This is a genomic window from Paraburkholderia sp. UCT70 (genome assembly GCF_050434085.1).
In the GTDB taxonomy this organism is placed as follows: domain Bacteria; phylum Pseudomonadota; class Gammaproteobacteria; order Burkholderiales; family Burkholderiaceae; genus Paraburkholderia; species Paraburkholderia tuberum.
The window spans coordinates 1,212,204-1,226,041 of sequence record NZ_JBNPVZ010000004.1; the positions used below are offsets into that span (position 1 = coordinate 1,212,204).

Sequence of the window (13,838 nt, forward strand, 5' to 3'; positions counted from 1 at the left end):
TGCCCGGGTGCGTATTGAACGGGGTAAGGCAGAAGGGCTAGTACCTCGCGACGCCCGCATCACCCGGCGGTCGCGCATGCGGATTGCCATGCGTCGTCTCGAGCGACGTGTCGTGATGCAGCAGCAACACCGCCGCCACACCGATGAGTCCCGCGCCCGACAGGCATAGCAGCCCGGCGCCGAAGCCGCCGGTGCTGTCCTTGATCCAGCCCATCGCGAACGGCCCGAAGAAACCCGCCAGGTTGCCCAGTGAGTTGATCGCGGCGATGCCGCCCGCGGCCGCCGCGCCCGACAGGAACGCGGCCGGCAAGGTCCAGATTACCGGCAGGCAACCGAAGATGCCGAAGCCGGCAATCGATAGCGCGATCATCTTCTGCACCGGATTGTCGAGGCCGGCCGCGGCTGCGATGCCGGCCGCCGCGACGAACAGCGCAATCGCGACGTGCCAGCGGCGTTCAAGATGGCGATCCGAATGCCGTCCCCACAAAATCATGCTGACGAGGCCGACCACGTACGGCAGCGACGTCACGAAACCCGTCTGCAGATTAGTGAGGCCGAACGACTTCACGATCTGCGGCAGGAAGAAGCTCAGGCCGTAGTTGGTCGCGTTCGCCCCGAAATAGATCAGCGCGATGGCGAGCACGCGCGGATTGATCAGCGCCTCCTTCACGCTGAAGTGGCGCACCGCCTCGCGATGCTCGCGCTCCTGCTTCTGCCGCGCGATCAGCCAGTCGCGCTCCTCGGCGCTGAGCCAGGTGGCGTCGGCGGGCTTGTCGGTCAGATACAACAACACCGCGACCGACAGCAATACCGCCGGCGCCGCCTCGATCAGATACAGCCACTGCCAGCCGCCGAGTCCGCCGCGGCCGTCGAGCGACAGCAGCGCGCCGGAGATCGGGCCGCCGATCACCGTCGACAGCGGAATCGCCGCCATGAAATAGCCGACCACGCGCCCGCGATACGCGGCCGGAAACCACAAGGTCAGCAGAAAGATGATGCCCGGGAAAAAGCCGGCCTCGGCGACGCCAAGCAGAATGCGCAGGCCGAAAAATACGTGCGCGGGCGAGAGCCCGGTGAAGCGCGAGATGTCCGGGATGAACGCCATCGCGCCCGCGAGAATACCCCACGTAAACATGATCCGCGCGATCCAGCGGCGCGCGCCGAATCGTTCGAGCAGCAGGTTCGACGGCACTTCGAAAAAGAAGTACGCGATAAAGAACACGCCCGCGCCGAAGCCGAACGCGCTCGCGGACAGATCGAGCGCCTTGTTCATCTGCAAGGCCGCGAAGCCGACGTTGACGCGATCGAGATAGGCGATGAAATAGCACAGCATCAGGAACGGCACGAGCCGAACCGTGACGCGATGAAGGGTACGTGCCTCGAGATCCATATATGTCTCCTCCGGTTCGGCGACCGGTGTATGCCGCTATGTGGTGGGGTCCGTCTGCGGTTCGAAATGCCTGTCCGTCGAACAGGCATCGTTACAGACTAGACGCTCAAAAGGGATTCCGGAAGGTCTTTTGTGAACCATGTGGTCCGCTCATTGCGGACGCCGTCGCGGCGTGGCGCTCGCGTTCATTGTTAGGAGTGGCGCAACAGTGTTTTCGGTTGTATCGGCTGATCTTGGGCGAACGATTCCGGATAATTGCTGCCTGATTAATCGGTTAAAAATGCAGGTGATCCACGATGTCGAATCAGGGTTCGGACATGCTCGCTGAGGCGCGCAAAACGGTGCGGGTACGCGAAGTCGCGTCCGTCGCGCGAGCGGAAAGCACGGAAAGGAAGAGGGCGCCGCTGCACACGCGCATGCGCGGGGTGGCGGCGGTGGCGCTCGCGTGCGCGAGTCTCGTCGGGTGCGCGTCGAGCACGGATGTGGTCGCGAGCGGCAAGCCCGGCAGCTACACGGTCGCCGCCAGCGCGACCGGAGGACGCATGGCCTGGGCGCGCGCGCACGAACTCGCGATGAACGAGGCGCGCGACTACTGCGATCGTCGCGGTATGCAAAGCAGCGTGAATACGGAGACGGTCAGCGGCGTCAGCGCGATGACCGAGCACGGGTCGTCGGTCAGTTTCGAGTGTCATCCGCGGTTCTGATGCAGCGTTGCGTGCGGGCGGCGGGCGCCGCCGCCCCATGACGATCACTTTTTATCGAACATCGATTCGTACGGCGAGCCCGCGCGCAGATCCGCGCCGCGGCTCGTGATGAACAACACCTTGTGCCGCCCGAGCTGTCCGACGATGCCGCTGTCTTCCGTGTGCAGATAGGTCACGCCGGTCCGCGTGATGCTATCGATGAACGCCTTGAACGCAGACGGCATCGACCAGTTGTACATCGGCATGGCGAACACCGACGCGTCGGCGGCGAGAAGGCGCGCGCACAGGGCATCCGATGACGCCAGCGTCGCCCGCATCGCCGCCGTGCGCTCGTGCGCGGGCGTGTATGTGGCGATCGCGAACGCTTCGGTGACGTGCGGTGGCGTGTCGACTGTCAAGTCCAGATAATCGACGTCGAAGTCGACGCGTGCTTCGCGCAGACGCTCGAGAAAATAGCGGGCGAGCGCGCGGGAATTGGATCGCTCGCGCTTCGCGCTGGCGTCGACGCGCATGATCTTCATGTGGTCCATCCTTGCGGTGGGTTTGACGTGAGATCAGGTTAGAGGGTCGACTGGCTTGGTGGAATAACCGGTTTTGTCGAATTCAAGGTAACCACTTATCGCGACTCGCGTGGTGACATGCCGCCGGGACGCCGGCAGTCCTCAGTCTTCGCGTGGTTTGGCGTTGGTCGAACGTTTGACGAACGGTGCGCCCGAGAAGCCCACCATCGCGCGGCCCTGCACAGGTGATTTTTCGCGGGCGCGGCGGGCAGGGCGCGCGGACGTTTTTTCTGTTCGCGCCGTCTCGATCTGCCGCGAAAGCGTGTCGATACGCTGGCGCAACAGGTCGGTCGCCGCCAACCGTTCAGCCAGCAGCGCATCCTTTTCCGCAAGCTGCCCGCGGGTCGCGGCATGCCGCGCAGCGGAGGCAGCCAGTTCTGCCTTCGATGCGGCCAACTCGTCCCGAATCGCGTCCCGCTCGGCCCGCGATTCGGCTTCGAGCGTCGCCGCCCGCTCGTGACTCGCCTGAAGCTCCTTGCGCAGACGTTGCGCCGACGCTCGTTCACCGTCGATTTCGAGCAAGGCGCGCTTTTCCGCCGCGGCGAGCCGCTGCTCGTTCTGCTCGTGCGAGCGGCGCAGCTTCGCGAGTTCGTCGGCGAAATCGCGGCGGGCATCGGCGAGCGCGGCGGCTCCTGCCGCGATTTCTTCCTTCGATGTCGCCAGTTGCGCCGTCAGCATGTCGTTGGCGGTCTGCAGCTCGACGATGCGCGCGTCGAGTCCGGCAATCCGCGCGCGCAGGGTCGCGACATCGTTGGCCGCCTGTTCGGCTTCGTCGACGGCGTCTTGACGCTGCTTGTCCTGTTGCCTGGCCTGTTCTTGCGCGGCGGCGATTTGCGCGTCCGCGTCCTGCCTGAACACGTCGAGCGCGGCGTTCGCGGCGTCGCTCGACAGACGCCACAGCTGGGCCGCGAATTCGCCGGCAGCCGCTGCGACCTCGGGCGGCAAGTCCGGACGGCCGACGTCCACACGCGTCTTGTCGCGCACGTCGGTCCAGAAATCGCGCAACGCTTTGGCCGGCGCGCTCATGCTGCCTTTGCGCACCAGCTGGTACAGGCGATTCGCGGTCGGTGTTTCGCCGTAACGGAAAAACAGCAACGCGCAGACCTCGCGATAAAGCGTCTGCGTGTCCGACGCGTTTTGACGGACGACTTCGATGTCGGCTTCGAGGGTCATGGTGGAAGCGGCTTTGGGGGAATATGGAGTGATTCCGCGCAAACTCCTGTCGGCGGATTCTCAGTTAAGTTATTGAAAATTAAAAGATCGCGAGATATTTCAAGAAGCTTTCGTATCACATTGCCGTGGACTCAAGTACGCGCAAACTCATGTCAAAATATTCGTTCCCACTGAAAATGCATCTCAATGGTTCTGTGTCGGTTTCGTAGAGCTTTTTTGTGAGTTTGCGATACTGCATCGCAACTGTTCGCTAACGACAATCGATTGCTGGTCTGAATTGTTCGCGGCGACATAGTCGAACCAGAGCAAGCCAGACACGATCGTCGATGGACGCTGGAACGTCCTCCTGGTCGTCCGTGCAACGTGTCGATATTTCAACCGGCCTGATCAAGCAGTGTGCTCGCACAGATTTTTGCTGGCGTGCGACATCACGCGGGTCCATAAACTGGCGCGGGCTATGGTGCCATCTGCTCTCGATCACTCTTAGAATGGAGTTCATGACATGACGGGCTGCATTTTAGCTTGCAACCGCAAACTCCCGTGTCCGCAAGCGTATGAGCGATAACCGCGTTGGAGGCTCCCGGCCTTCACGCGGGTTGGTCGATCCGCGGAGTTGGAGCTGGCAGACACGTGCAGCCAAATCGGGAGAAGGACGTTGTTACTGGTCGAGAGGGCGGACGCCTACGATTCTCGATTACACCCACAGTTGCATCACGAGTTTCGATCATCTGCGACTGATCGATCGAATTGTCGGCCGCGAGTGCCCGTGAGATTTCTTCTCGCTGCTTACACGAATGAGCCACCACAGCCACAATTACCTTATCTTGCGGAAAACTCCCCTCGACAAATGCGCGTGCCTCGCCAACCGGGTTTGCGCTGTGAATAGCGAAGTGAATGGTGGTTGGAATGAATTGACCACCCACGTCGAGGTCCAGTTCGATTAGCCGCTTTACGATGGGCATGGCAGTGTCGGTGCCACCCAGGTCATGGTCGAACGGAATCTCGTCGGGACAGCCATCGGCTTCCGCCCCTGATGCTGACATTGAGTCGCGGACGTCTACCCAAGCCGGCGAGCCTGGATCCCGAAGATCATCGACGAACAGGCGATATGGCATAACGGGTTCAAGTTTTCTCGAAGGGGAAGTAAAGCATGCTCCGAACGCGTCGTTTGCACGTCATGCACGGCGCAGCGCGAGCCCGCCCCCGGAATCTTCGCTGAGTGAAAGTGTGTCGCCAGTTTTCCATCCGAGCCGATCCAGCAGATCCAGCGGTAACAGGAGGACAGCATTCCTGTTTTCGCCTTCTGCTTCCTCAAGGGTGGTGAGAATCGCCTCTCCGGTCGGGACACCGGACTCCGGGAGATAAGACTGCAATATCTCTGTCAGCGTGGTCTCATTCTCCGGCAGCGTCAGCCAACTTGCGCACAGGCGATCCGAATACCGGGCCCATGCAAGCATGAGAACGTCGTCTGGCGCCGTGCGGCCGATGCGCCTGAGACAGTTCCTCATCCGTACAAGATCATCTGGAAACTCCGTGGCGATCTTCGCAAGTTCGCTCGCAATCAACATAAAATTTCTCCTCGCGGTCGCCCGGCAGCGTTGCCTCGCTGCGCGCCTGCGGTGTCTTTGGTCGGCGAGCCGCTTCATGCGCTCTCCGCTTGTTGCTCTTCACGCGCCTTAGGTGCCTTGATTTACTCCGCCTCGGCAATCGCGTTACGGGCGCGATCGAGCGCATGCTTCGGGGGACCAGGCGCGCCTCATTGTCGCTGATTCGCGTGGGACGGCCGCACATTATGTTGCGGACATTCGCAAATCGGCGTCGAAGAATGGCACATCTCACCGCCGTCGAATGAGTCTTCACGCCCCGTTCCGGTCAACCGCTGTCCGCCAGCGAACGTCCGCTACCGACGCCAACTGCAGCCACTCGACTCGCTGAGCGAGAACGTCGACAATTGGATGTGCGAGAGCTGCTGCGTCGTGGCTCGTCCTAACCCACGTCGCCTGGAAGAAGATGACGACTAGTACGAGTATCCGAACCGCGTCCGTCACGCTCGCGGAGGTACTGCTCCTTCGCGAGCGGGTTCTTCACGCCGACTCACCAGCGGGACGCAGCGAGCTTCGCTCCGACAGGAAGGCAGACACGCTTCATCTCGGTGCTTTTCTTGGTAATGAACTCATAGGGGTGAGCACCATCGCACGGGCAAACCCCGTGCCCGAGCTGACACGGAGACTTTGCGGGATGGCGATCAGAGCCAGCTGGCGTGGCCACGGCATTGGCACTGCCCTCGCCGAAAAGTGCATCGATCATGCGAAGCTTGCGGCTGGACGCATGGTGTGGTGTAGCGCTCGCGAGAGCGCGTTTGGTTTCTACCGGAGCATAGGCTTCGAGCGTGTGGGCGAATTGTTTAGCCGGGCCGATACAATCGACGGACGATACGGTCGAAGGGTGCCTTACCTACCCAACTAGTCGAACAGCTGACGGCGGATCGCGTGGCCTAGATGCGGCGCGACCCTCGACGCAGGCGATAAAAATGTCCTGCACGCCGCGCGTCTTCAGCTCAGTGACCACCTGCAACCAGAACTTGGCACCCTCGGTCTGGGCAATCCACAGTCCCAGAACCTCCTTGTGACCGGTCATGTTCACGCCGATGGCCAGGTACACTGCCTTGGTGCGCACCGCGCCGCTGTCGCGCACCTTGACGTGGATGCAGTCGAGATAGACGATCGGGTAAAGCGCATCGAGCGCACGGCCTTGCCAGACCTTCACCTCCTCGCTGACGGCGTCGGTGACCGCCGAGATGAGCGTGGGCGAGACCTCCGTGCCGTACATTTCTTCCAGGTGCCCCTGGATCTCGCGCACGCTCAGGCCACGCGCATACAGCGAAATGATCTTGTCGTCGAAGCCCGTCCAGCGCGTCTGATGGCGCTCCACCAGCTTCGGCTCGAACGCCCCCTGACGGTCGCGCGGGATGTTGAGCGGCAACTCGCCAAATTCCCCCTGCAGCGTCTTGGCGCTATGCCCATTCCGGGTGTTGCCAGTGGCATTAGTCACCGCTTCGCTCTTGCCATGGCCCAGGTGCTCGGACATCTCCGTCTCAAGCGCTCGCTCCACCAGCATCTTCGTGAGCTGCTTGAGCAACCCGTTTCCATGGGCGGCAAGGACGGCGCTTTGCATCAGGCCACGATGATTTTTGCACATCTGATGCATTTCAGGTATTGCGAAGTCGGTGTATCGGAAGTGACAGGCCTTGCCGCTTTGGACAGGGGGAAGCCAGCTGTTCTCCGACTGATTGCATCTGACTACCGGCGTCTATCAGTACCAAAAGCTCCCCCGATCTGCCGCGCCCGTTTCACTTCATCACTGTGCAGATAGATCGACGTCGTCGAGACGGATGCGTGCCGCAGGTTGTCCCGCACCGTCGTCAGTTCGGCGCCGCGGCTGAGCGCGTGAGTGGCGTGCGTGTGGCGCATCCAGTGGGTGCTGGCATCGCGCAGCTTCGTCGCCAGCGGCGGATGGTCGGCCTCGATCTGCTCTGCCGTGAGCACAAAAAAGCGCTTGAGCACGCCCCACAGCCGCACGCTGCTGATCGCCGCGGCGCTGTCCGTTTCGAGACTACCGATCACCGGCGTCTGCGGACGCCATTGCGCCGGAAGAACCGGCAGGCCGCGTTCGGCCAGATAGCGCGCTAGCGCGTCCCAGGCGAGCGGTGGTAGTGCGACCATCGCAATCTTCTTGCCCTTGCCGGTCACGCGCAACCAGTGATCGCCGCTGGCATCGGTCCTGACGTCCCGGAGCGTCGCGCCGACCAGTTCGCTCGCGCGCAGTCCGGTCGCGTAGCCGAAATCGAGCAAAAAGCGCAGCCGCTGCGCGGCCGCCTTGCTCCAGCCGGTTGAAGGTGTGCCGGACGCAGTCCGATCCGGATACTCGAGTCCGTCGGCGATCGTGCGCACGAGCGCCCATTCGCCTTCGGTGAAAGCATGTGATGCATCGAGCGTCGCTGCGCCATTGCCGCCACGCACCTTCACACCTGAGAACGGATTGGCGAGCACGTAGCGCTGCCCGATCAGCCAGCGGAACAGCGCGCCGACGATCGACAGCGCGTGCGCAACCGAGCGGTCCGAGAGATTGCCGTTGAACGGCCGCCAGTCAGGCGACGTACGCGGCCGTACCGGACCCACCCAGCGTGCACGCGGCGAGGGATGCCGCAGAAACGCCCGGTACGCGATTGCGTCGTCGGTCGTCAGCGATGACAGCGCGCGGCCCCGCTCGACGATCGCCCACAGGATCAGGCGCTCGGCCTCCTTGCGGTAGGTGCGCCGCGTGGCGGGCGACTCCTGCAGCGCGAGCCAGGTCTGCACGGCCTCATAGTCATTGGACGCGTCCAGCGTACAGGTCGCGACGGGCGCGCGGAACGTACCGCGGGTGCCATCGACCTCGTGCGCCAGCCGCAGGGTTTCCCACGGCACGATGTCACCACGCTGGCTTGCCACCACCAGCGCGCGGGCCTTGTCGGTGAGGGCGGGGCATGCGGCGAAGAACTGCTCGATCGCGCGCGCACTCGCCGCGCCGAGACCGGGGACCGCTTTCCACCATTGGCGTCGTCGCGGAATCCGCACGGTCAGGTCGGCCAGCGTCGTGATGCCGTGGGCGCGCAGCACGCGCACGGCGCGACGGGATAGCCATTGCGCGATGTCGTCGGCGATCTGCGGCTCGGGTGGCACAGCGGTGCGCAGGAGTTCGATCACGTGCGCGACGGTTTTTGCATGCTGTTCGCGCTGGTCGGCCGGATGATCGAGCAGGGCGGCGAGATCGGCGCGGTGAAGCGCCTGTGCGGCGGCCAGCAGCGTGCGACGGATTCGCCCAACTACACCGCGCGCGGATCGGCCGTCACCGACGGCCACGGGCAGGTAGCGCGCCACCGCCTGCCGCGCCGGCAGGCCGGCGTACCAGGCCCGCAGTACGGCGAGTTCGTCGGCGTCAGGAAAGCCGGGAGGGCCGGAGGGTGCGGGGGAGGGCAGGGACGTGTGACGCGTTTTCATGGCCTCAAGTTTAGACGACAAACAGAGACATTTTGATAAGAAAACTTATCTTAATGGCACGGTTGATCCGAATATTCCAGCCGCTGCTATCTGTCCCGTGTCCTGTCCACACCGGGTCACTACAACATTGACTTGCGTCAGACTCCGCCGCTGTCGTAATCGAACGCTCGATACATGCTATGTCGAATTCGATCGCCGGTGATCAGTCGGGGTTCGGTCCTTCCGCCTTGTTCTCAAGAACGGCTCCGGTGTGCGCGTCGACACCGACTTCCTGCGTGCCCCGTTTCGACGCAATATCGAAGGAGTAGCGCAACCCGCTGCCTCCCGCTTCCTTCTCCAACTCTTCATCGGTGATTTTTCCGGGTTGTGCTTTCAAGGCGGTAGCGCGCGCCTGTTCGATGCTGATGTTCGCGTCTTTCGCGTATTCTTGACCGGTAAATGCATAGGCGGGAAAGCTCGTCGCAAGCACGCCGACTGCGACCAGGACAATACCGAGTTCCTTCTTCATTTCGTACTCCAGTGTTGATTGATTCAGAATCGATGATGGCACTGCAGGATTAAGCCACGCTGAACCGCATGGATTTCGAAAGCCCGCAGCGCGGGCTGCATTTTCCGTTTGCTAAGGTTCCCCTAAGTTAGCGCTCTCCTAGAATTGGAATTGTAGCAACCGGTTCATCGCCAATTTTTATTTCCAGCAAACCAGGAACTGTCATGAAATCTGTTCTCCTTACCTTTGCCACGGCCATTATGCTGGGCGTCCCGGTCGTTGCTTTTGCCCAACAGGCCAGTGTTCCGCTCACGCGCGCACAAGTCCGCGCTGAACTGATCCAGATCGGGAATGCTGGGTACTATCCCGCAAAACGTGATACATCGACTTACCCGTCGGACATACAGGCGGCAGAGGCTCGCATTGCCAGCAAAAATGTCGCAGGCGCCGGGTCAGATTCCGGCATGGGAAGCGCAACCAGTGATGCTTCGCAATCCGGCAGACGCATCGCTCCGGCATCTGATTCGACGCATCTTTTCGCGCATCACTGAACAGGCGCGGGTCGGGTACGTCCGCGTCGAGTAACGGCAGCGCACTGAGAGTAAGCCGGATTCGAACCGAATGCCTTTATTGAGGATTCGACGAGAAGATCCAAAGGCGCTCCCATCCGTGAAATGACGGCAGATAGGCCGCGCCAATTTGGGCTTTGTCGCGGTAAGGCTCAAAGAGCGAGCGGAATCGATATGCGAAGTACTGCTTATCTTGCGAGCTCGTAGAATTGATCCGGGGCGGACGGGTGGGTTCCGCGAGCCCATTCCATCTGTCCTTTGGCGATCGTCTGCATAATCTCAATGCCGGCCAGAACAAGCCGGGCACAGCGAAAGGTCTTGAACCCTAGGGAAACGCTGATTTATTCAGCTCGATACATCGGTCATCGCTGGCGTAGCTGAGGACGTTATAGAAGGCAGCTCACGGAACAGACTCACGATGATGAAGAGGCAGATTGGCTTCGCGGAAGCGGAAATTGCAGGCAAGAAGCGAGTGACGAGGCGCCAACGCTTCTTGGCCGAGATGGAGAAGATAGTTCCGTGGCAGCGCTTGCTGTCGGCAATCGAGCCGCACTGTCCGAAGGGCACGCGAGGCCGCCCGCCGATTGGCCTGGAGCGAATGCTGCGAATCTACTTCTTGCAACAGTGGTACGGGCTGTCGGATGAAGGACTGGAAGACGCCCTGTATGACAGCATCGCGCTGCGAGCCTTCGCCGCCGGCATTGATCTGGCGGTCGAGAACGTGCCTGATGCAACCAAGCTTTTGAAGTTCCGGCGCCTGCTGATCGAACACAAACTGACACGCAAGTTGTTCGACGAGATTGGCATCTCGCTGTGCGAGCGTGGGCTGATGATGAAAGAAGGCACGCTGGTTGATGCGACGATAATCGAAGCGCCGCCGTCGATCAAGAACGCCGGGAAGAGTCGTGACCCGGAAATGCATCAAACCAAGAAGGGCAACGAATGGCACTTTGGGATGAAAGCCCACATTGGCGTCGATGCCGATTCGGGTCTGATCCACAGTGTGGTTGGCACGGCGGCCAACGTATCGGATGTATCGCAAGCGCATGCCCTGCTGCACGGACATGAGGAGCAAGCGTTCGCCGATGCGGGCTACATTGGCGTAGAGAAGCGCGAGGAAATGACGGGCAAGACCGTGAAGTGGAACGTCGCTGCCAAGCGGGGAAGGATCAAGGCGATGCAGGAGGGAGCGCTGAAGGACTTGGTGATTGCGGTCGAGCGAACCAAGGCGCAGATCCGGTCGCGGGTTGAGCATCCGTTCCATATCGTCAAGAATCTGTTTCACCATCGCAAGACGCGATACAAGGGCTTGGCTAAGAACACCGCACAACTGTTCAGCCTGTTCGCTTTGGCAAATCTGGTGGTTGCGCGAAATCTCTTGCGATCGGTCCATGGGAGCAATCCGTCATGCGTATGAGAAACGCGAGCAGGAAGGCTCGTTTACGCGTCCAATTCACCGAATTGAGTGTCAATCCGCTTCGTCATTTGAAAATTTCGACGCCATCTCGCCTGCAACTTGGGCAGTTGGTCCATTGATCAGCGTTTCCCTAGCATGGGCCGCGTTCGTCGCGTGATCGCCCGATGGTCCTGCTCGACCAGGTTATTGAGATATTTGGACTGGCGGATCTTGATGGGCGCTCCACGATCGGCATTGATCGCTTCGAGCGCGGCGAGATTGGCGCCGCTTTTGTCGATGGTTACCGTTTTGGGTACACCGCTCCGGGCGATCGATCGCTCAAAGTAACGCCGGGCCGCAGTCTTGTCCCGATGGGCGCGTAGCAGAAAGTCAATGGTGTTGCCGTCCATGTCGCGACGGCCCGGTAAAGATACCGCCATTCCCCCTTGACGCGGAGGTACGTCTCGTCCGTCCGCCAGCTCGTACCCACCGGCCGCTTGCGGCGGCGAAACGCTTTCTTCAGCACCGGCCACAGCTTGATGGCCCAGCGGTGCCAGTCGAATGGTCGACCGAAACGCCGCGCTCAGCCATCATGTCTTCAAGGTGCCGAAGGCTCAGCGGATAGGCCACGTACCAGCGCACGCAAGTCAGAATCACGTCGAGCGGATAATGCAGTCGTTTCAGCACTCGGGCCCCCGCCGGATTCAACGTGTTCATCGAGCTTTCTGTCGTTCGTGTCGTTCCGCCCATCATAGCGGACCGCCTTAATGCAAAAGAACCGCATTTTGAGCCATTCCAGAACGGTCATGCCGGAGGGTCACGCTGACAGCGGATAACGTGTCATCGACGGCCGCGCGATCTGAGGCGGAAACACGCACCAGCATCCGTCAGCATGTCGAAAGAAGAATATTGCGCGCGTTCCGGTCAGAGTCGATGCCTCGATGTGCGCATAGCGCATCTTGTCTGCGCGCATGCGACCAAACTGGACTACGCGGATCCGCACCGTCGGGGTGGGCGCAAGCCATTTTTCTACCAGGTGGCGCAGAGACTTCTCGGCGGTGTTCATGGCCTTCTCCTTCAACCGCTCCCCTGCTTGCGCTGGTCGACAGATCGATTGCGACTACTTTTGCGCGTTGCGACGGCGGTGATTACAGAATAGGAGCGGCAAGCAATGAATGATAATTAATGTTTTCGTCGATAACGATAAACGAAGACTTATGAATAGGCCGCGTGTGATGAGCCTCTGGAATTTGGGTTCCTGCGCACGATACCGGATCGGCGTGGCCTCAGATACCTGCTGCGCAGCCAGAGGGGCGCAGATCTATAGCCCGTCAAGCCGCCGGGACACATCTTGTGTGTCACCACCAAGCTGCAGTCATGATAACTTTAGGCAATATCGAGACAACACGATGTGTGATATACTGAATACAGAATATTGACGTTTGCGGCGATGCAGCATATGATTCAGTCGTCTCGTGACTCAATCATTCGGAGCTACAAATGGATTTTGTTTTTCTGGCGCTGTTTGCCGTCGCCGTCGCAGGGTTAGGCTCTGCCGCTACCGTCCTGCTGAGCTGGTGGATTCCGCAGCCGGTCGTGGAACGCGCAGCACAACATGGCCGTTTCGCCCGGTTGGGCGCAGTGGACGGGGAGTTCAGTTCGACCGCGACAGCGGCAACGTATCGCGCGCATATTCAACAAGAGGCGATCAGTGTCGTCAGAACTTGAAACTGAAGCATTGGTCGCGTCGTTGACGCTGTCACTGCAGCCGATCGGGGCAAGCGCGAGCTTGCGCAATAAGGCCTACGCAATGCTGCGCCAGGCCATTGCCGATACTGACATCTACCAGACGCGCGAAGAAATTCGACTCGACGAGCGCGTGTTGTGCGAATCTCTCGGCGTGAGCCGCACACCAGTGCGCGAAGCGATGACGCAGCTCGAACAGGAAGGGTTTCTGCGCACAGTGCCGCGCCGCGGCATTTACATCGTGCGAAAGAGCAAACGTGAGATCGTCGAGATGATCCAGATGTGGGCCGCGCTCGAAAGCATGGCGGCGCGCCTGGCCACGCTACATGCAACGGACGAGGAAATCGCGCGCCTGCGCCATATGTTCGACAAATTGGGCGACGCCGCGCCTGCCGAGCACATTGCCGAATACTCGGACGCAAACATTGCCTTTCATCAGGCAATCGTCGAGCTATCGAAGTCGCAGATCATCCTCGACACGATCAAGAACATCTTCATTCACGTGCGTGCGATGCGCCGGATGACGATTTCGCGGAGCGATCGGGCAGCGCGTTCGATCGCCGATCATCGTCGAATCATCGAGGCGCTCGAGCGGCGCGATACCGAACTGGTCGAGCGGCTCGTGCGCCAGCATTCGCTCGATCTTGCAGCGTTCGTCGAAGCGAACTGCGACTTTCTGGATTGACGGTGGCTTGTCAAAAACAACAAGGCCAGCGGTGCTGTCACCACTGGCCTTGTTGTTTTGGTGTGCCATCGATGAAGTTCGTGGGTTTC

At 60.9% G+C, this 13,838-nt stretch carries 13 protein-coding genes and 4 pseudogenes; 6 read left to right on the forward strand and 11 right to left on the reverse strand.

What is annotated here, in order from left to right; translation table 11 throughout:
• Positions 1 to 37: 37 nt before the first annotated feature.
• Positions 38 to 1,390 (reverse strand): MFS transporter, encoded by a 1,353-nt coding sequence (locus OKW41_RS31195; protein ID WP_429449848.1) that lies wholly within the window; start codon positions 1,388 to 1,390, stop codon positions 38 to 40.
• A 296-nt stretch (positions 1,391 to 1,686) separates the two neighbouring features.
• Here OKW41_RS31195 and OKW41_RS31200 point away from each other — a divergent pair, with 296 nt between their 5' ends.
• Positions 1,687 to 2,094, forward strand: a complete 408-nt coding sequence (locus OKW41_RS31200; RefSeq protein ID WP_187617906.1) for a hypothetical protein — start codon at positions 1,687 to 1,689, stop codon at positions 2,092 to 2,094.
• Between the two features lie 59 nt (positions 2,095 to 2,153).
• On the opposite strand, the pseudogene OKW41_RS31205 reads toward OKW41_RS31200, so the two are convergent.
• From OKW41_RS31205 to OKW41_RS31220, 4 genes and pseudogenes are all read right to left on the reverse strand, one after another.
• Positions 2,154 to 2,615 (reverse strand): annotated as a pseudogene (locus OKW41_RS31205) (FMN-dependent NADH-azoreductase); the annotation flags it as partial.
• A 141-nt stretch (positions 2,616 to 2,756) separates the two neighbouring features.
• On the reverse strand, positions 2,757 to 3,827 hold the full coding sequence (locus tag OKW41_RS31210; RefSeq protein ID WP_429449852.1) for a DNA-binding protein: 1,071 nt from the start codon (positions 3,825 to 3,827) through the stop codon (positions 2,757 to 2,759).
• Positions 3,828 to 4,414: 587 nt separating this feature from the next.
• Positions 4,415 to 4,942, reverse strand: a complete 528-nt coding sequence (locus OKW41_RS31215) for a cyclic-phosphate processing receiver domain-containing protein (protein WP_429575040.1) — start codon at positions 4,940 to 4,942, stop codon at positions 4,415 to 4,417.
• A gap of 60 nt (positions 4,943 to 5,002) precedes the next feature.
• The gene (locus OKW41_RS31220; RefSeq protein WP_429575041.1) at positions 5,003 to 5,395 is read right to left on the reverse strand and encodes a hypothetical protein; all 393 of its coding nucleotides are present in this window, start codon (positions 5,393 to 5,395) and stop codon (positions 5,003 to 5,005) included.
• A 442-nt stretch (positions 5,396 to 5,837) separates the two neighbouring features.
• Between OKW41_RS31220 and OKW41_RS31225 the strand changes: the two genes are divergently transcribed.
• The gene (locus OKW41_RS31225; RefSeq protein ID WP_429575042.1) at positions 5,838 to 6,293 is read left to right on the forward strand and encodes a GNAT family N-acetyltransferase; all 456 of its coding nucleotides are present in this window, start codon (positions 5,838 to 5,840) and stop codon (positions 6,291 to 6,293) included.
• Positions 6,294 to 6,335: 42 nt separating this feature from the next.
• On the opposite strand, the pseudogene OKW41_RS31230 reads toward OKW41_RS31225, so the two are convergent.
• From OKW41_RS31230 to OKW41_RS31240, 3 genes and pseudogenes are all read right to left on the reverse strand, one after another.
• Positions 6,336 to 7,025, reverse strand: a pseudogene (locus OKW41_RS31230) (IS256 family transposase); the annotation flags it as partial.
• Positions 7,026 to 7,126: 101 nt separating this feature from the next.
• A complete protein-coding gene (locus OKW41_RS31235; RefSeq protein WP_429575043.1) occupies positions 7,127 to 8,866 on the reverse strand; it encodes a phage integrase family protein in 1,740 nt (579 codons plus the stop codon).
• A 202-nt stretch (positions 8,867 to 9,068) separates the two neighbouring features.
• Positions 9,069 to 9,374, reverse strand: coding sequence for a PepSY domain-containing protein (locus tag OKW41_RS31240; RefSeq protein WP_429575044.1), 306 nt, complete (start codon positions 9,372 to 9,374; stop codon positions 9,069 to 9,071).
• Between the two features lie 203 nt (positions 9,375 to 9,577).
• Between OKW41_RS31240 and OKW41_RS31245 the strand changes: the two genes are divergently transcribed.
• Positions 9,578 to 9,904 carry a DUF4148 domain-containing protein gene (locus OKW41_RS31245; RefSeq protein WP_429449863.1) on the forward strand — a complete coding sequence of 109 codons (327 nt, stop codon included), beginning with the start codon at positions 9,578 to 9,580 and terminating at the stop codon, positions 9,902 to 9,904.
• A gap of 206 nt (positions 9,905 to 10,110) precedes the next feature.
• Here the strand turns inward: OKW41_RS31245 and OKW41_RS31250 are convergent.
• Positions 10,111 to 10,251: pseudogene (locus OKW41_RS31250) on the reverse strand (IS6 family transposase); the annotation flags it as partial.
• 92 nt (positions 10,252 to 10,343) lie between these two features.
• Here OKW41_RS31250 and OKW41_RS31255 point away from each other — a divergent pair.
• The gene (locus OKW41_RS31255) at positions 10,344 to 11,339 is read left to right on the forward strand and encodes an IS5 family transposase (protein WP_429576510.1); all 996 of its coding nucleotides are present in this window, start codon (positions 10,344 to 10,346) and stop codon (positions 11,337 to 11,339) included.
• Positions 11,340 to 11,467: 128 nt separating this feature from the next.
• Here OKW41_RS31255 and OKW41_RS31260 read toward each other — a convergent pair.
• Together OKW41_RS31260 and OKW41_RS31265 are read right to left on the reverse strand one after the other, a co-directional pair.
• A pseudogene (locus OKW41_RS31260) lies at positions 11,468 to 12,035 on the reverse strand (IS6 family transposase); the annotation flags it as partial.
• Between the two features lie 100 nt (positions 12,036 to 12,135).
• Complete coding sequence (locus OKW41_RS31265) at positions 12,136 to 12,384, reverse strand: hypothetical protein (RefSeq protein ID WP_429575045.1); 249 nt, start codon at positions 12,382 to 12,384, stop codon at positions 12,136 to 12,138.
• 434 nt (positions 12,385 to 12,818) lie between these two features.
• Here OKW41_RS31265 and OKW41_RS31270 point away from each other — a divergent pair, with 434 nt between their 5' ends.
• Positions 12,819 to 13,046, forward strand: a complete 228-nt coding sequence (locus OKW41_RS31270; RefSeq protein WP_429575046.1) for a hypothetical protein — start codon at positions 12,819 to 12,821, stop codon at positions 13,044 to 13,046.
• Positions 13,030 to 13,749, forward strand: a complete 720-nt coding sequence (locus OKW41_RS31275) for a GntR family transcriptional regulator (protein ID WP_429449867.1) — start codon at positions 13,030 to 13,032, stop codon at positions 13,747 to 13,749. The genes OKW41_RS31270 and OKW41_RS31275 overlap by 17 nt, the downstream gene beginning before the upstream one ends.
• Positions 13,750 to 13,838: the final 89 nt, after the last annotated feature.